Here is a 17,021-nt window from a genome sequence, read left to right as displayed (position 1 = left end):
GGGGGCATCAGCACGGCATAAGCGAGATTGCAAACGGTCGCTTCGATGGCCCTGAGGTGGTTGGCTTGGTCTGCTGAACGACGTTGACGCTGCCGATGTCGGGTCTCCCGTTCGTACTGAGCGACAAGGGCCGCACCTTCGTCCACGATCCTGCGAAGGCGTTGGGTTCCTGCTCCCTGCCACTCGTCAAGCCAACGATGGCGGGCATGGGTGTTCATCGCACGCCTCTCGGCGCACGGCATGGTGGTTCCGGCATGTGGGGTTCCTGTGGCGGGTGAAGTGGGCGGAGACGGGCGCTTGACGCGTCTTCGCTAGTGCAGGGGGTAATCCGGGCTGGGTCGCAAAAAACAGATACCCCCCATCTCAGATGGAGTGCGGCTCTTTTCCTAGTGCAGCGGGTAATATGTCTGTATGGACGTTTGATCTCTTGCCTTCAATGGCTTGAGCGATCCTGCCGAATCACCTCAGCGCGCACCTCCTTGGCCTTGTCGGTCTTCGAGAGGATGCAGATGAGGAGCGCCTGTTGCCGGTTGAGGTAGTAGGCCGTTCCGGGCCGCCCGCCTTTGGGACCGGAGGTAATCTGGCGGCGACAGACAACCCCGAACGCCTCCAGCTCCTCCATGTGATCCTTGATGAGCGTGCGGATGTTCTCAGGCTTGGTCATCCCGAGCTGGGCGGCTAGGGCCGTGTCCAGCACGCGGGGCTCGTTGTCCTGAAGCGTGATCGACAGGGACTGGGAGCGGCGCTGGGTGGGTCGCCAGCGGTTTTTCCTAGTGCGGGGGGTAATTGCCCCTGCATCGTGAGCACCGCGAGGGCGAAGAACTGCTCCTCAGTCATCTCCCCCGTGGCCAACTTCTCCTCGCCCTGGATGTAGCCGCCCGTCTGGCGGATCGTGGGGAGGACCGTTCCGGTGACCCAGGACTGGAACTCACGGGCCTTGGGGTTGGCCTTCTGGGCGCGCATGACGAGGGTGTAGAGGCCCTTCTCACTCACGAGAGTGGCGCTCGGCTGCTTAGGCTTGAAGATGCCGAGTGTGCCGTAAGTTGCGGCAGACACCACCCGGCGCTCCTCGATGGGCAGCTTCGCGGTGTGCTTCGACGCGTAGCCTTCGAGGCCGGTCATGCGGCACACGTCCTCGGCTACGAACAACGGCTGGCCCTCGATGGTGACGCAGCGCAGATCGAGGCCAGCGAACGAGAAGGTGGAGGTCTTGGTGGTCATCTCCGCCATGATCAGCTTGGCGGTCTCCAGGGGGTTGATGAAGTCGATGGCTGACTGCATCGGCTGGGCCGGGACGAGCTTGCCGTGGCGCCAAGCGGTGAAGACCCTGACGAGGAGCACCTTCACCTCGGTGGCCTTCTCGGTCTTGCAGTGCATCGTGACGTAGGCCGCTTGCTCCTCGTTGAGGTGGTAGGCGGTGGCAGGGCGTCCGCGACCGAGCGCGTCGCTGCTATTTGCACGCTCGGCGTGTAAAACCCCGAACCGCTCTAGTTCCTCCCGCAGACCCTTGATCATCGTGCGGATGTTGGTGGGGCGCTCCATGCCCAGAGCACGCGCGAGGTCTGTATCGAGCACGCGGGGCTCACCCCCGATCTCGCGGACCATGAGCGCGGGGAGGGGAAGCCACCGGAGCCAATGCAGCGGCTTCCCTGAAAGCTATAAGTCAAGTCGGCAAGAAGGATGCATTAGCCAACGAGCTGCCATCCCATCTCAATCTGAGAAAGGTGGTGCTTCTGGGCTTCGGTACTCAGACCGATTGCTGTCGTCACACCTACCCGCGATGCACCATGATCGAGTTCGGCAGTCCAATCAGCAAGCCCTTTGGGCTCCGCATGCCTGCCAAGCGCGTTCTGATAGATCATGTCAACATACTGGGAATTCGTAAGCTTTGCCGTTTTAGCCTGTACCTCAGGAGCCGCAAGGAAGCTCTTCGTCACGGCCTCCAGTGATTGGCCACCTTTAACAGCTGAAGTCCAGCCCGTAAGACCAGCGGCGTCAGGAGCACGATCAAGCACGGCATAGTAGAGCCGAGCTACGTTGGCCGCTACCGCGTCAGGAACGAAGATGCCAGCATCTAGCGCGCCTTTGAGGCTGTTAACATGCTCGTCTGATAGAGCGAAGCTTGTGGCAACTTGCGCCCTGGACGTGCCACTTTCCAGAGCCTTCACCCAGCCCTTAAGGCCGTTGGCATCAGAGTGCCGATGGAGGGTGGTGCTGTACAGCTGCTCCACGAAAGACGCGTTGTCCAACGCACCCGCGCGGGCCTGCCCTTCCGGCGAACGTAGGAAACCCTGAGCGATGTCTTGAACTTTGGTTCCCGCGCTTAGGGCCTTAGTCCAGTCCGATAGGCCAATAGGATCGGGCTCTCTTCCAAGCAGTCCCTTATAGAGCGCATATACTTCTCCAGCCGGGCTATGGCTATCGTAGAATTTCTTACCAAAGTATTGAGAGTGCGTATCAATGGTAAGTTTGTTCGATAAGGCTTCCCCTTTAAATCCAGTGACGTTCTGAACTTCTAGGCTTCCAATTACATTCCCATGCAAGCCTGAAAGATCAACCGAGAACTTACCATTTCCGCTAACAAATTTTGTTACAGTGTGACTCCCGTCTGTGAAAGAAGCTTTGTATGACTCGATGAGTTCGCCCCCAGTGCGAACGCTAGCGGTAGTGAGACCAGTTATCTTCCTGGGAATTCCAGAGACTTCAAACGACACATTAGACGATTCTTCCAGCGTAATGATGTGGTTCGCTGTGTCGTCAACCTTCAAAGCTATGCCATGTGCGATGCCGCCCTGTTGAACAGGTACGATGCCAACCGACGTTGAGGCTAGCATGACGGCCTTAGTATCTGTTAGCAGCGTTTGAACCTCGTCCTTAAATACAGCAAGAGTATTCTCCATCCGCTGCTTAAAGACTGTCTCTGTTATTTTATTATTCGCAGCGTCGGCGGATAGCAAATCGAAGCCTCTTTTAATCTCATCCATCCGCCTTTCCATCCAATTGGCATGTTCATCATACCAATCTTGGAAATTTTTCTTGGTGCCTTCATAGTAATCTTCAATCTTGTTCCAATAAAATGCGACAGTTGTCTCGATTTGATCCCCAACAAACTCGATGCCTCCATCAATATTCCAATCATCATCGATGGATGGCTCTTGCCCTTCGTTTAATCCGCCATTTCGAGAAAAGCCCTGCACAAAGGTATTCCAAACCTCTAGGGCAAACTTACCAGTTTCCTTCAGAACATGACCCCAATCGATCTTGGCAACCTCATTAACTATCGGGGTAATTAGGCCATTGTAGATTCCGCTACCAAGCGCAGCGATGCCTTGGCCGATTGGTTGAATGATGTGGTCATTAATTTGCCCACCAAGATGGGCGATCCCCCGCCCAATGTCAGCAAATATGCTCCCGCCCCCACACATGGCGCCCTCATAGTATACGGATTTTTAAGCTTGACAGACCATGGTGGATGCCCTTTGCGCCGTCAAGAGACTTCTCGATGTCAAAGCCCGTATCCACAGACAGCGGGGTTAGACTACTTACAGACGACGGGCTTGCCGAAGCTCACCTACTTGCCAAAGCCCTTCATCAAGAGAGCATATACCGAAATATCCGTTTCGATGATGCTAAGGTCAAAGCCTTGCTGAAATCGGCTTGCGATAATGCCAGTCCATTTACCGTCTGCTTCATTTATAAGCGTCGGGGAAGAATGTCAGGCATCCTGCTTGGGTACGTCTCAGAGTACTTTTTTTCGAGAGATCGAATCGCTCAAGACCTTTTCCTTTTCGTGCCGAGAAAGGCCAGGGGAGGAGTTATCGCCTTGATGCTCATTCGCCGTTTCAAAAAGTGGGCTCAAACTCAGGGCGCTAAGGAACTATGCCTGGGGCATACGACTGGAATCGACCCTGAGAAGGCGCATCATTTTTTCGATAAGCTGGGGTTAAACAGGGTGGGCAGCATATACAAACAAAGCCTCTGACGATCTCGATTTGTCGGCAATCTAGGCAGGCCAGCAAATTGCAATTCTCGTGCGGAAGAGAAGCTGGCCGCTATTTATCGTAATGGGGGCCGACAAGATCGTGGCCTCAACTGCCTGTTTCTGCTTTGGAGTTCAGCGCCCGGTGTACGCTGCCCTTGCCGATCCCCAGCTTGGTGGCGATTGCGCCCATGCTCAGCCCCTCTGCCGCTAGAGCCTTGATCTCCTCCGCCTTGGCCCGCGCGGTTGGCTTGCGGCCCTTGTAGGCGCCCTCAGCCTTGGCCTTGGCGATGCCTTCACGCTGCCGCTCCAGCATCATCTCTCGTTCAAACTGAGCTACGCCCCCGAGGACGTTGAGCATCAGCTTGCCGGTGGGTGTCGAGGTATCCACCCCGAGGTTCACGATGCGTAGCGCCACGCCCTTCGCCTCCAGGGCCTCGATGATCTTCCCCAGGTGGGTGACGCTGCGGGCTAACCTGTCGAGCTTCGTGACTACCAGCGTGTCACCCTGACGGGCGAACTCAACGGCTGCCTCAAGCTGCTTGCGAGGGGCCACAGAGGAGACCTGCTCCCGAAACAGCTTCTCACAACCGAGGGCCGTCAGGTCACGAACCTGAGCCTCTATGCCGGCCTCCTGTTCCAGGGTGGACGTGCGAGCGTATCCAATGAGCATGGCGGGGCGTTCCGGGTTAGGTCGTTCCACTAGGTTCCTAGACATAGAGCCTCATCCCGTTCCAAAATGCAATGGGACTTGTCTGGAACCGCTCTGCCTATCCTCTGGAACGTTCCGCTAGAGCTTGCCCTATTGGAACGCTGAGGGCTGACCCCACCACTCGTCTCAGACCCTCCGCATCTCGTCTCGCTTGAGCTTGAGCTTGCGTGTCAACGCTCTGCCGAAGCCGCCAACAAGAGTGATCTGAGCGCCTGGATAAGCAGCCCGCACAGCGTCTAGAGCGACCTCAGCGGTTGGCTGCACCACTGCATAAAGCCGGCGGCGCTTACCAGCCCGCTCGACCATGATCAGGTGCGCCTTGAGGCGTTGCGTCTTAACGCCTGTGCCGTTCGTCATCACCCCATCTATAGCCGGCAATCGACCAGTCGCGAGAGGCACGGCTGCTGATGGTGTGGATCGTATCTGAACGCTGCTGATGCCTTGATCTCTGGACTTATCGTGGGGAGCCGCGACGGGCCGACCGGGAGAGGAGACGAAGCCTTACCGGCCGACCCGCGACCCCGACCCTGGGGTTGAGACCTGGGAGGGGCACGACTGGTCTGCACACCACATGCCAACGGCCATGTGACATCGGGTCGTTCCTGAACGGGAATGGCAATCTCGCGTTAGCCCAGGTCACCCACGCAAGAGGTGGCAGGGAAACGTCGAAGGAGAAGGCCATGCGGACATCCGACTTGATCGTCGCAGCCGCCACGCTGGCACTCGGCACAGCCGCCTACGCCGCTGAGGGCAGCCCCGCTAAGGGCTCCGGTGAGACCCGCTCGGGCACCATGAACAGCACCGGGGCCAACGATGCAGGCTCAGGGTCATCCCCTGGTGCTTCCGGTAGTGGCCCCTCTACGGGCAGCATGAGCCGGTCAGGCACGTCCAACAGCACGGGTGCCAACGATGCCGGGTCAGGCTCGACACCGGGCGCTAAGGGCAACTCAGGGAGCCGCTGAAGAGGCGCGTAGGGGCTGCTGGAGACGGCGGCCTCTACCTCCACCATCCCACCGCATCCTCCAGGCACCCGTGCGTGCCTTTCTCGTGCGCTTGAGCGCGATACCGGGCGGGATACCACGCGCGTCTAGAGGGGGTGGCAGGGGGAAACTGGCCGACTCGAATTGGTCGATGCCGCCTCAGATTTTTTCGGTGAAACCTTCGGCGCTACTCAAGAGCCCGTAGAGGGCTGCTCATCGATCACGACAGGCGGTCGCCAGGAGCGCCTACGTGGCCGCCTCTTGGCTCTACGTTCCGCCTCTCGGACTTCCCGCTCGGCCCGCTCCTTCGCCCGCTCGATCCTGTAGGCGGTCGCATTCCCTGCTGAACGGGGCACGTCGGTGGATACCCTCTGGATATGCTCCTCAAGGAACTGAACGTCCTCAAGAGATGGTGGTCCCATCACGTAGAGTTCGTTCGTCAGTCGGCTCCAGACGCGGTGTAGTTCGTTCCGCAGCACCCTCACCCTGGCATATTCGGGCTTTTCCCAGCGGTCTCTGTGGCCGTCTTGTATGACCTTGAGGCGGTCCATCTCGGCCTGAATGACCTCGATGAGGTATGGGGCGTGGAACTCATCTATCGTGATGGTTCGCAGATCACGCCCGTACATTGATACCCCTCGCCTTCAGCCGCGCTGATATGGGGCAGCTTGGCAGCAAATCGAGGGGTGGGGAAGGCGGGACGGAGGGCTCCTGCTTCCGCGTCGAGTGCCAGCGGTTGGCGCCCGTTCCAGTGTACCTCTCAGTTGATCGATGTGCTGATCCCCTTGGGTGTCCCCAGGCGACGCAATGCTTCAGCATCTAAGCGCACAATCGGCCCATCGTGCCCATTCGTAATTTCGAAATCCCCTTCTTCAAGTCCGTTGGCAAGCATCAATATCTTCATGTCGCTGCCATCAAACTCATAGTTCTCCACCTCAAGGTCAATGCTTTTGAGTGCAATCCGAAATGCTCTCTGGCAACGTTCGCCTTTCGGAACTTCCGGCGCATACTCCTCATAAAGGGCATTGACGCGGACAGTCTCATTAGTCAGATATTTTGCTTCAGGGGCAGTTGAGACACGCTGACTGAGCCAGAATTTCCAGGCAGGTGCTTTGGCGCCATCTGGTAGAAGAACAGTCATGTCCTCACCAAGGCGATCCTTGCACCATTCAGCAAGTTCGTTTTGCTGCTGGAGGCGGTCTTCTTCTATCCATCGGCAGACTGTTTCGATGAAATTCCTCTCATCTTCCTTCGTGGCCTTGCCGCTGGCGAGATGGGCAACTTGCTGCCTGTAGGTTTTATTGCGTTGCGCCATCTCATCAATTTTAGTTCGAAGCTGGCTGTGCTCAGTTGTTCCCTTTTTCAAGCTTCTCAATTTGCGGCGGTCAGCGGCAACATGAGCCTCTACCCGAGAGACATAAGAGAGCATTTCGTTACGCTGATCGGGAGTGATCGTGACTTCAGACATAGGTGTGCCTTTCGATGCCAGCCACATGGCTGTCGATGACGCCCTGTAGGGCTAGTGCAGTGGGCAATTATTTTGGCCCTGGATGGCCCGCCAATCGGCGCCGACCGAGCGTATAGGGGGGCTGCTTGCGAGATTGGGTTGCCGCTAGGGCCTGGATGAGGCGATTTTCGAAGGTATGCCTCTCAGACCGCCTTCCAGCGCCTCCAAAAGGCCACCCAGTCCCCGACCTCCTCCCAGCACCAATCACGGCACTTCGACGCATCGCTTTCGTGGTGGAGGAAAATGCCTCCATCGAGAGGTGACGGTCCCCGCAGCATCGTCCAAGTCCGCGCTCCTACCTTCAACTCCCAATCGCCAGGGCGAACGTGGAGGTAGTGATTGCCAAGCTCAACGTTGATGGAAACGCCGTACATGCTGATTCCAAGCGCGACTGCCATTTTCGATCCCCAAGCGCCTCGTCTCGTTCTCGTTGCGAGGCGGTAGGAAGGTTTTAGATGTGCTGGCCGACCTATGGATAGCCGAGAAAGCGAAGGTCGCCCATGCGCCGGGGCTAGTAACTGGAGTGGAGATGTGAGATCAGTCTGACATTGTCTGCTTATTACCTTTCCACCCGTGCAATGGTTCCCAGGGGTGGAACGATCAATGTATTGGGAAAATCTGGCATTTCCTTCAGCCAACCCCTGAACACCCGACCCTGACGCGTCCGCACGCCACTCAGCATGGCCCTGAGCGCGCCTCTGGAGACCATCACCATCATGTGGTTCCCCTTGGCTGTCGGCAGGGTGGCGTAGCCCCAAGCGTCACCGTCCAGCGCCACCTCTCGGCGGTGTCTGAACGTGTCAGGGTGCCAGCCTATGGCCTGTCCGGCATCCTTGGCCGACAGCCAGAGGTCATCGGCATGGGGCATGCCTCGGAGCTTGAAGGCTGACCGGACGCCTCGCAAACGGGGATTGAAAGTATAGACCCTGAGGGTCATGGATGCCCTCCTGGGATTTAGTTGGATGGAAGGGGTTGGTCGTGGGTTAGTCGTCAGGCGTGAAGCACAAGGAAGCGTGTCAAGCTTGATCTTGACTGCCCCTCTGCGCTGGGAACGTTCTGCTCCGCCTCAAGTTGAGCTTCCGAGTTCATCGGAGGAAACAACCATGAGGACGAACCTCATCCTGGCTGCCAGTCTCGCTATCGGCATGGTGGCGGGTGTCAGCTCAGCGGAGGCCAAGGGCTGCATCAAGGGCGCTATCGTCGGTGGTGCAGCGGGCAGCATGGCCGGTCATGGCAAGATGGGTGCGGCGGCTGGCTGTGCCGTTGGTCACCACAAGGCCAACAAGAAGGACAAGCAGCAGGGTGGCGCTCAGGGCCAAGCCCAGTAAGGCCGCTTCATCGGCATAGAGACATTTAGGTAGGAGAGGGCAGGGGGCTTCAGGCGCTCCCTGCCTTTTGGTGTTCATCGCTGAGCTTGAAGCGGCTCCTAACGCGTCCTCAGAGCGAACTGACAGGATGTGCAACCTCTACAGCCTGAGAGCTGGCCCCGATGAGCTACGCAAGGCGTTCGGGGTCGAGCGTGACCAGACGGGCAACCTTCCCCCGCTCCCTGGCATCTTCCCCGACCAGATGGCCCCGGTGGTCTGGAACGCGCCTGAAGGTCGCGAGCTGACGATGATGCGATGGGGCATCCCTGGTCCCAAGGCATTCGGTGAGCACCCCGTTACGAACGTCCGCAACGTGAAGAGCCCCCATTGGCGGCCCTGGCTGAAGCCTGAGTACCGCTGTCTCGTGCCCGTCAGCTCGTTCTCGGAGTACGCCGACACCAAGCCACGCAAGACGCCCGTGTGGTTCGCCCTGAACGAGGATCGTCCTCTGTTCGCCTTCGCGGGCATCTGGCGGCCCTGGACGGGCGTGAGAGGGACCAAGAAGGAGAACCCTGACAGGGTGGAGGAGGAGCACCGGCTGTTCTCCTTCCTCACCACAGAGGCCAATGGTGTGGTCGGTCCGGTCCATCCCAAGGCAATGCCTGTGCTGCTGACCAAGCCTGAGGAGTGGGCGATGTGGCTTGAGGCACCGACACAGGACGCGCTGACGCTTCAGCGACCGTTGCCTGACGAGATGATGAAGGAGGTTGCGAGAGGTGAGAGAGGGGACGGGGCGTGAAACGTACCTCAGCGGTGCTACAGCTTTGCGCTACAGGTGAACGGCTGCACCCTGGCTAAGTCATTGTTATATTTGAATCAGTGAGGTTGGCTCGGAATGTCCCACCCCTTCCGCCACCGTCCTTTGTCTGAGAAGGGAAATTCGCTTCGACGGCCGGCTCACCCCACCATCTGCCCCACCAGTTGACGGCGCGTCCCATGTAGCTGTTGCTGGCGCGGCATAGCGGCCGGACAGGGCGACCCGTATCCCCCGCCGATGTCCGCGCACCTCGCCCCCGTCTCGACCTCCGACCTCTACACCTGGCGCTCCGGTGTCGAGAGCCAGAGCCCGGCGAAGAGCCCGTGCCCCGGCCTCTACGGCGAGCAGTGGCAGAAGACGCACGCCGCGAACCTCGACTTCCTCGATCGCTTCGGCGCCCAGGCGGTGGACCTGGGGTGGACGGATCTCGAGCTGTTCGCGATCCATCCGGTGATCGGCACTGGCCGCGCAGACTATTGCGGCGCGCTGGTGCTCACCGGTCGGCAGGTCGAGGCGATCGACGCGAAGACGATCCGCTACGGGAACCTGGCCTACCGCCGGGACAAGCCGGGCATGCCGCGCGGCATCCCGATCTGGGCGTTCAGGGGCTGATCCAGGGCCGCCGGGGCGGAACCGCCGCTTGCGACCCTCAGCGGACCTCCGGGCAGCGCACGGCGTAGACGTGTGTGCCCCCTTTCGCATCGAGATACTCGATGCAACCGGGCCTGTCCCGGCTGGGAACCTTCACAACGTCTAACGCGGTCAAGACTTCGGAGACGGACGTTGAACCATCGCCGTCAAAATCGATCTCCCTCATAGAGCGGAACCCCACCGAGTAAGCACCGACGGCGACATAGGACAGAAGGACGAACAATAAGCCTACGTGGAAAAGGACAATCCAGCGCATTGCTCTGCTTCACCAAATCGCAGCCATCTACTCCCCTTCATGCGCTTGTTAAGGTCCACAAACCACCCCGAGCAGGTAACCGGCGCTAAGGGACACGCACGTCCAAGTGGACGGGTATCCAGACGTGGCGGTCGGGCTGCTCGTCGTCGGAACCGAGGTTTCGGCAGCCGTCGCTTCGGTAGGTCAGGACCTGCCCCTCGGGCTGATACAGCGACCACGGCTCGTCGATCTCATCCGCGTAGGGCCATGTCGTCAGGCTTGCCCCGAGATCGAATGTGAACGTCGTCGTGCGTGTGGTCGCGTCGAGCGCGAACGCCGTCAGCTTCTGTCCATTTCCCACCCGCACCGCGGCCTCGATCAGATCAGCCGGGCTCTCGTCCTCCGCCAACACCTCGCCGGACACGGCGATGCGCCAGTGGCAGCAGAAGATGAACAGGTGCCACGCCCCGCAGGGACGGACGTGCCGCTGCGCGGCCCGCTCACGTATCCGGGCCGCGGGCGAGTTCGAGACGTAGGGCTCGGTTATCAGGAGGTAGGGCGGACCGAACTCGAAGGTGAGCATGCTGCCGTGCCCCCGCTGCACGCCCCAGCAGGGCAGGCCGATTAGGGGCACGAAGGCGGTTGTGATCGCGTCGTCCATCGGATCGAGTGTGGCAGCGCGTTGAACGGCTGCAAACCACCGAGACTGTGTGAAAACGTAGCGGTTATGATAGTCTCTGCGGGACAGCGGAGGCGTGTATGGCGCGGTTCATCTGTGGTGCGGATCGCCACCAAGTCACGCTGTTGCCGAACCGGTTGGACGACTATGTGTCTGAAGACAATCCGGTGCGCGTCGTCGACCTGTTCGTAGACGAGCTCGATCTCACGGCCCTGGGCTTTGCGAGCATGATGCCGGCCGCGACCGGACGGCCCGGGTACCATCCCGCGACGCTGCTGAAGCTCTATCTCTACGGTTACCTCAACCAAGTCACCTCCAGCCGCCGTCTGGAGCGTGAGGCCGGTCGCAACGTCGAGTTGATGTGGCTGACCGGCCGCCTCGCCCCCGACTTCAAGACCATCGCCGACTTCCGGCGCGATAATGGTCCTGCGATCCAGGCCGCGTGCCGCCAGTTCGTGGTGCTGCGCCGACAACTCGGCCTCCTGGCCGGTGGTGCCGTGGCTCTCGACGGCAGCCGCTTCAAAGCGGTGAACACGCGTGATTGCAATTTTACCCCGGCGGCGGTCCGGCGCCGCATCGAGCAGATTGAGGCCGGCATCGCGCGCTATCTCGCCGCCCTCGACACCGCCGATCGCCAGGAGGACGAGGTCGCCCACGTGCGCAAGGTGCGCATCGCGGAGCGTCTGGACGCCCTGCGGACGCGGATGCGCGAACTGCAGGCGATGGAGACGCTCGTCGAAGCCGCCCCCGACCGGCAGATCTCGCTGACCGATCCGGACGCGCGGGCGATGGCCACGCGCGGCAAGGGGACGGGGATGGTCGGCTACAACGTGCAGGCGGTCATCGACACCGAGCATCATCTGATCGTCGCCCACGAGGTCACCAACGTCGGGCACGATCGCACCCAGCTGGTGCACATGAGCCGCCAGGGCCAGGTCGCAACCGGGCATGAAGCGCTCAGCGTGCTGGCTGACCGCGGCTACTTCTCGGGCGAGGAGATCCTAGCCTGCGATCAGGCTGGTATCGCGGTGACACTGCCCAAGCCGCTGACCTCGGGTGCCAAGGCGGAAGGGCGCTTCGGCAAACAGGACTTCGTCTACGAGGCGGAGGCGGATACCTACCGCTGTCCGGCCGGTGAGCAGCTCCCCTACCGCTACACGAATGTCGAGGGTGGGCTGACGCTACGGCGCTACTGGACGACGGCCTGCCACGGCTGCGCGCTCAAGGCGCGCTGCACGCCAGCCAAGGAGCGGCGGGTGACGCGCTGGGAGCACGAGGCGGTCTTGGAAGCCGTGCAGCGCCGGCTCGACGCGGATCCTCACGCGATGCGCACGCGGCGGCAGACGGTCGAACACGTGTTCGGGACGCTCAAGGGCTGGATGGGGGCGACCCACTTCCGGACGCGACGGTTGAAAAACGTGGCGACCGAGATGAGCCTGCAAGTCCTGGCCTATAATCTGAAGAGGGTGCTGGCGATCCTCAGAGTTGAACCCCTCCTCACGACACTGCGGGCGTGAGAGCACGCCGCACCTCGCGCACCATCTCCGCTCCGCACCGATAAACCAAAACGCGTTCTCACACAGTATCCACCTCATCCGGACCTTCGCCAAAAATGGGCCGAATGTTCGCAATGAGGCAGGAGCTGGCTCCTCGCTTGCTTGACTGTACTTTCAGCCTCAAGTTGTTGGATGTCGTCTTCTGCCGGCGCGGCGGATGCTGATGCTGCGGACGTCAACCTATCGGTCATAAAGGCGCTGGTGTGTTGTGACTGCCTTTCGCACCATTGACCGTCCGACGGGCGACGATGCCAAGGGTCAAGCCCTGAACGATGATCGAGAACAGCACGACGGCATAGGTCGCGGCGAGCAGCGCCGGCTTGTGCTCGCCCTCAGGCACGGTGAGCGCTAACGCCACCGAGATGCCGCCGCGCACGCCCGCCCAGGTCAGGAACGGCACGTTCCGCGCCGAGAGGGAGTCGTCGCTCCAACGAAGTAGGAGCAGGGAAACCGAGACCGCTACGCCGCGCCCGAGGATGACGAGGGGTACGGCGGCAGCGGCCAGCCAGAGCGCCGATGCATCGAAGCGCAGGACGAGCACCTCCAGGCCGATCAGCAAGAACAGCACCGAGTTGAGCACCTCGTCGATGAGCGTCCATAGCGCAGAGACGTAGCCTTGGGTGCGCTTGCTCATCGCGTCGCGAGGGCCCCGCTCTCCCACCAGCAACCCGGCCGCAACCACGGCGAGCGGTCCGCTGGTGCCGAGCTTCTGCGCCAGTGCGTAGGTGCCGGTCACGAGCGCGAGCGTGATCAGCACCTCGACGGAAAAGTCGTCAATGGCGCGCATGGACCGGTAAGCGATGTAGCCGGTGACGAGGTCGAGCAAGATGCCACCACCCGCCTCCACCAACAGCAACTCGACGATGCCGAGCGCGCCTCGCTCGCCGCCACCAGTAGCAGCAGCAAACCCAAGGAATGCGGTGAACAGCACCACGCCGACGCCGTCGTTGAACAGCGCCTCCCCCTGCATTTCGACCTCCAAGGCCTGCGGCACCTGCACGTTCTTGAGCGTGGCGAGGACCGCGACCGGGTCGGTCGGACTGATCAGAGCGCCGAAGACTAAGGCCCAGACGAGCGGTAGGGCGTGGCCGAGTGCCTGACTCACGCCCCAGACAGCGAGCCCCACCACCGCGGTCGAGACCGCCGTACCGACCAGCGCCAGGGTCGCGACCGGCCAAGCCCGCTCTCGCAGCGCCTGCAGGTTGAGATTAAGCGCGCCGGCGAACAGCAGGAAGGCCAGCATGCCGTTCATCACGACCTCGGTGAAGTCGATCTGCTGGAGCGCCGTCGTGAGCGCGTCGTAGAGGTGCCGCTGCGGGAAGGCGAGGTCGACTGCAACGAGCACCAGCGACGCGAGCAGCCCCAGGATGAGGAGGCCAATGGCGTGCGGGAGCGGCAGGAAGCGCCGGTTGAGCCAGCTGAACAGGGCCGAGAGCGTCAGCAGCAGGGCGGCGAGGTCGAAGATCGAAATCATGGTGGCCCTCGCATCGGTGGAGGGTCAGCCTCACAAGCTGCCCGGTCGGGAAAGGTCAGAGATGCGCTCAGGCACCTCGTGGACCTGCTTGCGGCGCGTCCGTCCGTTGAGCCGAGAGTCGGACCTGTTCCCGTCGCCGGCTGAAAGTCCGTCCGCCGGAACCGTCTGCGCGATTAAACCGCTCCAGTGCCGGGGCGGCGGCACGTCGCCCGCGCGGCAGCCGGCGGCCAGCCTTGGGTGGAGCCTCGCAAGGGCAACCGGACGGCAAACTCGGGTGTTCCGTGCGGGCCACAGCAAGTGAGCTTCTGTGTCCTCACACCAGCTATATTTCTCGCGTCCAGCGCGCCGCCCGCTCATGCCGCGACAGACATTGGGCCGGCAGAGGCTAAGCCACCGCTCTCGACCCCATTCGGACCTTCGGCTGCAGCCCCTCGAATGTCCGCAAGGGGGCAGGAACTCACCCGCTATCGATAAGCAAGATCTAGGCGACGGCCTGCGAAGGCCTCCGCTACTCTGCGCCGCCTGGCTCGGACATCTTCCTGTGCCGCTCCGCCTTCATCGAGTCGGGCAGGATGCGGTTCAGCACCGCAGCTTCGAACTGCGTCGCGATGCTACCAGCTACAACCTTCTCCCGACCCGCCATCATCGCCTCGTAGCCGGCTTTGGCCACATCGGCCGGGTCGCTCTTCGGACCCGCTCCGATGCTGGTGTCGTCCATGCCGGCGTGATGGAAGAAGTTGGTCTCGGTCTGACCAGGCAGGAGGGCCGTTACGGTGACGCCGGTGTCGCGCAGTTCGTTGCGGATGGCTTCAGCGAATGAGAGGACGAAGGCCTTGGAGGCGCCGTAGACGGCCTCGAACGGCACCGGTGTAGTGCCGGAGATCGAGGACGTGAATAGGACGCGCCCGCGGCCCCGGGCGACCATGCCGGGCACAACGAGCTTGGCGAGGTGGACGGTCTCGACGACATTGACCCGCATGAGGTTCAGCTCGTCTTCCCAGCGGTTCTCGACGAAAGGACCGCCAAGGCCGACACCGGCGTTGATGGTGATGGCCTCAAGGGGCCGCTCGGCGGCTTTGATCGCCGCATGCAGTGTCTCGACGCCCGCCGGTGTCGACAGGTCAGCTCGACAGGCTTCGACAGACGTTCCGGCCTCGCGCATCCGGCTGGCCACCTCGTCGACGTGCTCGCTGCGGGCGGCGATCAGAAGGTCGTAGCTATCAGCTGCAAAGAGCTTCGCCAGTTCCAGACCGATGCCGCTGGAGGCGCCCGTCACCACCGCCAACCCCTTGCACTCACGCACTCCCATTGTCGGATCCGTCCCGCTATCCATCGCGCTCGTGCCGAAGCGGAACGCTCCGGTGGTCGAGATGATCCCGCGTAGATCTTCGTGCGCTGGAGTCCCTGGCCGTCGGGCTGGCGCCACTTCCGGACCTTTTGCCACAACCGCTGGAATGGCCGCTCTTCGCTCGCAAGCAGCCTCTGCACGGAGTGGTCGAGCCGGGAGACACAAGATATTCAGGCTGGGAACGCCGCGCCGCTCGGACCAAGACCGCCGAGGACGAGGGCGCCCGCGTCCAAGAGCGCCTCGCCAACGTCGAGAACCAACTAGACCGTTTCCGCGCCGAGGAGTTCTGGGACCGCGTCATGCAGGAGATAGCCGAGCTCCTCGTCGAGCGGGGCCGCTTACGCCGTCGGAGATCCTGCCGGTGCTCAGGGCGGTGACGGTCCGCGGCGCCACCCTACACAAGGAGCCGCTCACGCCGGGCACGCTCAAGAAGAAGATGGATGTCCGCGTCTTCCACGGCCGGTACTTCGAGGCACGGGACGAGGGCCGCTACGACCGCAAGGCAGGCTGAAGCCAGGATCGTCCACTGGATGGAAGGCCGGCCCAGCGCCTATACGCCTGGAACGATGCCAGTCCCCCAAGCACTGCCGCTTGTCCCGCGCGATGCTCGATCTCACCTTCGGCGCATGTACAACGAGTACGACGTCATCATCGTGGGTGGAGGCGCCGCCGGCATCGGCGCCGCGCGGCGGCTTGCTTCCAAAGGCAAGGCGGTACTGCTGCTTGAGGCGTCGGCGCGCCTCGGGGGTCGCGCGTACACCCAGGACCTCGAGGGGTTCCCGCTCGACCTCGGCTGCGAGTGGCTCCACTCGGGCGACCGCAACGCATGGGTCGGCATCGCCGAGGCATCCGGCTTCCCGGTCGACCGGAGCGACCCGCCGTGGGCGAAGGCGCATCCCGGCATCGCCTGGGACGAGGATGGCGAGGAGGCGGCGCGAAAGGCGTTCGGCGACTGGGAGGAGCGGCTCCGCACGGTCGCAGGAGGAAGCGACCGGGCCAGCGATGCCCTTGAGCCCGGCGGCGCCTGGAACGCCTACGTGCGGGCCATCGCCGGCTTCATGAGCGGCGTCGGGCCTGAGAACATCTCGGCCGCCGATTACCTGGCCTACGACGATGCCGCGACGGGCAAGAACTGGAACCTGCCGCTCGGCTACGGCACGTTGGTCGCCGCCAGCCTGCCGTCCTCGACGGACCTGCGCCCGGCCACCCCGGTTGAGCGGATCGATTTGACGGCGGATGGCGTCGCCGTCACCACCCGCGCCGGCACCGTCCGCGCCGGGGCCGCCATCCTCACGGTCTCGACCGCGGTCCTGGCCAGCGACGCGATCCGCCTGCCTCCCGGGACCGAGCCTTGGCGCGAGGCGGCCTTCGCCCTGCCGCTCGGACGCAACGAGAAGGTCTTCCTTGCGGGCCACGTTCCCGAATCCAAGGGTCGCGTTGCTGCCGGGCACCTACGTGCGCGTCCGCGTCGCACAGGGGACGCTGCCGGGTGCGGTCATCGTCCCGGCCCAGGCCATCCAGCGCTCAAGCGCCGGCGTGGCGCAGGCCTTCGTGGTCGGCACGGACAAGGCCGTCGCGCTGCGGCCCCTGCACACCGGCGCCCTGACCGATGCCGGCTGGATCGTCGAGGACGGGCTGAAGCCCGGCGAGACCGTCGTCGTCGAGGGCTTCCAGAAGATCCAGCCCGGCATGGCGGTGAACCCGGTGCCCTGGCAGGGCGGCCGCACGGTCGCCGCCTCCGCGAAGCCCTGACCCAGCCGCACAGGACCGGCCCGC

At 62.2% G+C, this 17,021-nt stretch carries 17 protein-coding genes and 1 pseudogene; 8 read left to right on the top strand and 10 right to left on the bottom strand.

The features are described from left to right. Positions 1–433: 433 nt before the first annotated feature. The 3 genes from DK427_RS25840 to DK427_RS25830 all read right to left on the bottom strand — a co-directional run bounded on the left by DK427_RS25840 (position 434) and on the right by DK427_RS25830 (position 3,425). Positions 434–697, bottom strand: a complete 264-nt coding sequence (locus DK427_RS25840; RefSeq protein ID WP_109953879.1) for a hypothetical protein — start codon at positions 695–697, stop codon at positions 434–436. Next, a complete protein-coding gene (locus DK427_RS25835; RefSeq protein ID WP_162559898.1) occupies positions 679–1,575 on the bottom strand; it encodes a BRO family protein in 897 nt (298 codons plus the stop codon). The genes DK427_RS25840 and DK427_RS25835 overlap by 19 nt, the downstream gene beginning before the upstream one ends. A 110-nt stretch (positions 1,576–1,685) precedes the next feature. Further along, positions 1,686–3,425 carry a DUF4214 domain-containing protein gene (locus tag DK427_RS25830; protein WP_109953877.1) on the bottom strand — a complete coding sequence of 580 codons (1,740 nt, stop codon included), beginning with the start codon at positions 3,423–3,425 and terminating at the stop codon, positions 1,686–1,688. Positions 3,426–3,502: 77 nt separating this feature from the next. Between DK427_RS25830 and DK427_RS26585 the strand changes: the two genes are divergently transcribed. Next, positions 3,503–3,982, top strand: a complete 480-nt coding sequence (locus DK427_RS26585) for an N-acetyltransferase (RefSeq protein WP_162559897.1) — start codon at positions 3,503–3,505, stop codon at positions 3,980–3,982. A gap of 106 nt (positions 3,983–4,088) precedes the next feature. Here the strand turns inward: DK427_RS26585 and DK427_RS25825 are convergent, their stop codons facing one another. From DK427_RS25825 to DK427_RS26575, 4 genes are all read right to left on the bottom strand, one after another. Further along, complete coding sequence (locus DK427_RS25825; protein WP_109953876.1) at positions 4,089–4,652, bottom strand: recombinase family protein; 564 nt, start codon at positions 4,650–4,652, stop codon at positions 4,089–4,091. A 1,210-nt stretch (positions 4,653–5,862) separates the two neighbouring features. Continuing rightward, positions 5,863–6,300 carry a hypothetical protein gene (locus tag DK427_RS25815; RefSeq protein WP_109953874.1) on the bottom strand — a complete coding sequence of 146 codons (438 nt, stop codon included), beginning with the start codon at positions 6,298–6,300 and terminating at the stop codon, positions 5,863–5,865. A gap of 131 nt (positions 6,301–6,431) precedes the next feature. After that, on the bottom strand, positions 6,432–7,139 hold the full coding sequence (locus tag DK427_RS26580) for a hypothetical protein (protein WP_162559896.1): 708 nt from the start codon (positions 7,137–7,139) through the stop codon (positions 6,432–6,434). Between the two features lie 598 nt (positions 7,140–7,737). Further along, on the bottom strand, positions 7,738–8,115 hold the full coding sequence (locus DK427_RS26575; protein WP_162559895.1) for a hypothetical protein: 378 nt from the start codon (positions 8,113–8,115) through the stop codon (positions 7,738–7,740). A 166-nt stretch (positions 8,116–8,281) separates the two neighbouring features. Here DK427_RS26575 and DK427_RS25810 point away from each other — a divergent pair, with 166 nt between their 5' ends. The 3 genes from DK427_RS25810 (at position 8,282) to DK427_RS25800 (ending at position 9,914) form a co-directional block, all read left to right on the top strand. Continuing rightward, the gene (locus DK427_RS25810) at positions 8,282–8,506 is read left to right on the top strand and encodes a hypothetical protein (RefSeq protein ID WP_109953873.1); all 225 of its coding nucleotides are present in this window, start codon (positions 8,282–8,284) and stop codon (positions 8,504–8,506) included. Positions 8,507–8,633: 127 nt separating this feature from the next. After that, a complete protein-coding gene (locus DK427_RS25805; RefSeq protein WP_109953872.1) occupies positions 8,634–9,284 on the top strand; it encodes an SOS response-associated peptidase in 651 nt (216 codons plus the stop codon). Between the two features lie 255 nt (positions 9,285–9,539). Then, positions 9,540–9,914: a hypothetical protein gene (locus DK427_RS25800; RefSeq protein WP_204165238.1), complete on the top strand. Its 375-nt coding sequence runs from the start codon at positions 9,540–9,542 to the stop codon at positions 9,912–9,914. A 380-nt stretch (positions 9,915–10,294) separates the two neighbouring features. Here the strand turns inward: DK427_RS25800 and DK427_RS25790 are convergent, their stop codons facing one another. Continuing rightward, positions 10,295–10,849 carry a hypothetical protein gene (locus DK427_RS25790; protein ID WP_109953870.1) on the bottom strand — a complete coding sequence of 185 codons (555 nt, stop codon included), beginning with the start codon at positions 10,847–10,849 and terminating at the stop codon, positions 10,295–10,297. A gap of 98 nt (positions 10,850–10,947) precedes the next feature. On the opposite strand from DK427_RS25790, the gene DK427_RS25785 reads away from it, so the two are divergent. Continuing rightward, a complete protein-coding gene (locus DK427_RS25785) occupies positions 10,948–12,384 on the top strand; it encodes an IS1182 family transposase (protein ID WP_109953869.1) in 1,437 nt (478 codons plus the stop codon). Positions 12,385–12,610: 226 nt separating this feature from the next. Here the strand turns inward: DK427_RS25785 and DK427_RS25780 are convergent, their stop codons facing one another. Further along, complete coding sequence (locus DK427_RS25780; RefSeq protein ID WP_109953868.1) at positions 12,611–13,897, bottom strand: cation:proton antiporter; 1,287 nt, start codon at positions 13,895–13,897, stop codon at positions 12,611–12,613. A 508-nt stretch (positions 13,898–14,405) separates the two neighbouring features. Beyond that, the gene (locus DK427_RS25775) at positions 14,406–15,206 is read right to left on the bottom strand and encodes an SDR family NAD(P)-dependent oxidoreductase (protein ID WP_109953867.1); all 801 of its coding nucleotides are present in this window, start codon (positions 15,204–15,206) and stop codon (positions 14,406–14,408) included. Positions 15,207–15,606: 400 nt separating this feature from the next. Here DK427_RS25775 and DK427_RS25770 point away from each other — a divergent pair, with 400 nt between their 5' ends. The 3 genes and pseudogenes from DK427_RS25770 to DK427_RS27465 all read left to right on the top strand — a co-directional run bounded on the left by DK427_RS25770 (position 15,607) and on the right by DK427_RS27465 (position 16,997). Then, positions 15,607–15,756: a hypothetical protein gene (locus DK427_RS25770; protein WP_245930725.1), complete on the top strand. Its 150-nt coding sequence runs from the start codon at positions 15,607–15,609 to the stop codon at positions 15,754–15,756. A 115-nt stretch (positions 15,757–15,871) separates the two neighbouring features. Then, positions 15,872–16,651 (top strand): annotated as a pseudogene (locus DK427_RS25765) (FAD-dependent oxidoreductase); the annotation flags it as partial. Positions 16,652–16,700: 49 nt separating this feature from the next. After that, positions 16,701–16,997, top strand: a complete 297-nt coding sequence (locus DK427_RS27465; protein WP_342772552.1) for a permuted SH3 domain-containing protein — start codon at positions 16,701–16,703, stop codon at positions 16,995–16,997. The last annotated feature ends 24 nt before the right edge of the window (positions 16,998–17,021 follow it).

Origin of the sequence: Methylobacterium radiodurans (assembly GCF_003173735.1) — a bacterium.
GTDB classification, from domain to species: Bacteria; Pseudomonadota; Alphaproteobacteria; order Rhizobiales; family Beijerinckiaceae; genus Methylobacterium; species Methylobacterium radiodurans.
The sequence above is the reverse complement of the archived record's forward strand: the minus strand, read 5'-3'. Positions and strand labels throughout refer to the sequence as shown.

Coding starts and splice junctions, on each gene's coding strand:
- DK427_RS25830 (WP_109953877.1), bottom strand. CDS start 3,425: ATGTGTGGGGGCGGGAGCATATTTGCTGACATTGGGCGGGGGATCGCC.
- DK427_RS26585 (WP_162559897.1), top strand. CDS start 3,503: ATGTCAAAGCCCGTATCCACAGACAGCGGGGTTAGACTACTTACAGAC.
- DK427_RS25825 (WP_109953876.1), bottom strand. CDS start 4,652: ATGCTCATTGGATACGCTCGCACGTCCACCCTGGAACAGGAGGCCGGC.
- DK427_RS25815 (WP_109953874.1), bottom strand. CDS start 6,300: ATGTACGGGCGTGATCTGCGAACCATCACGATAGATGAGTTCCACGCC.
- DK427_RS26580 (WP_162559896.1), bottom strand. CDS start 7,139: ATGTCTGAAGTCACGATCACTCCCGATCAGCGTAACGAAATGCTCTCT.
- DK427_RS26575 (WP_162559895.1), bottom strand. CDS start 8,115: ATGACCCTCAGGGTCTATACTTTCAATCCCCGTTTGCGAGGCGTCCGG.
- DK427_RS25810 (WP_109953873.1), top strand. CDS start 8,282: ATGAGGACGAACCTCATCCTGGCTGCCAGTCTCGCTATCGGCATGGTG.
- DK427_RS25805 (WP_109953872.1), top strand. CDS start 8,634: ATGTGCAACCTCTACAGCCTGAGAGCTGGCCCCGATGAGCTACGCAAG.
- DK427_RS25800 (WP_204165238.1), top strand. CDS start 9,540: ATGTCCGCGCACCTCGCCCCCGTCTCGACCTCCGACCTCTACACCTGG.
- DK427_RS25790 (WP_109953870.1), bottom strand. CDS start 10,849: ATGGACGACGCGATCACAACCGCCTTCGTGCCCCTAATCGGCCTGCCC.
- DK427_RS25785 (WP_109953869.1), top strand. CDS start 10,948: ATGGCGCGGTTCATCTGTGGTGCGGATCGCCACCAAGTCACGCTGTTG.
- DK427_RS25780 (WP_109953868.1), bottom strand. CDS start 13,897: ATGATTTCGATCTTCGACCTCGCCGCCCTGCTGCTGACGCTCTCGGCC.
- DK427_RS25775 (WP_109953867.1), bottom strand. CDS start 15,206: ATGGGAGTGCGTGAGTGCAAGGGGTTGGCGGTGGTGACGGGCGCCTCC.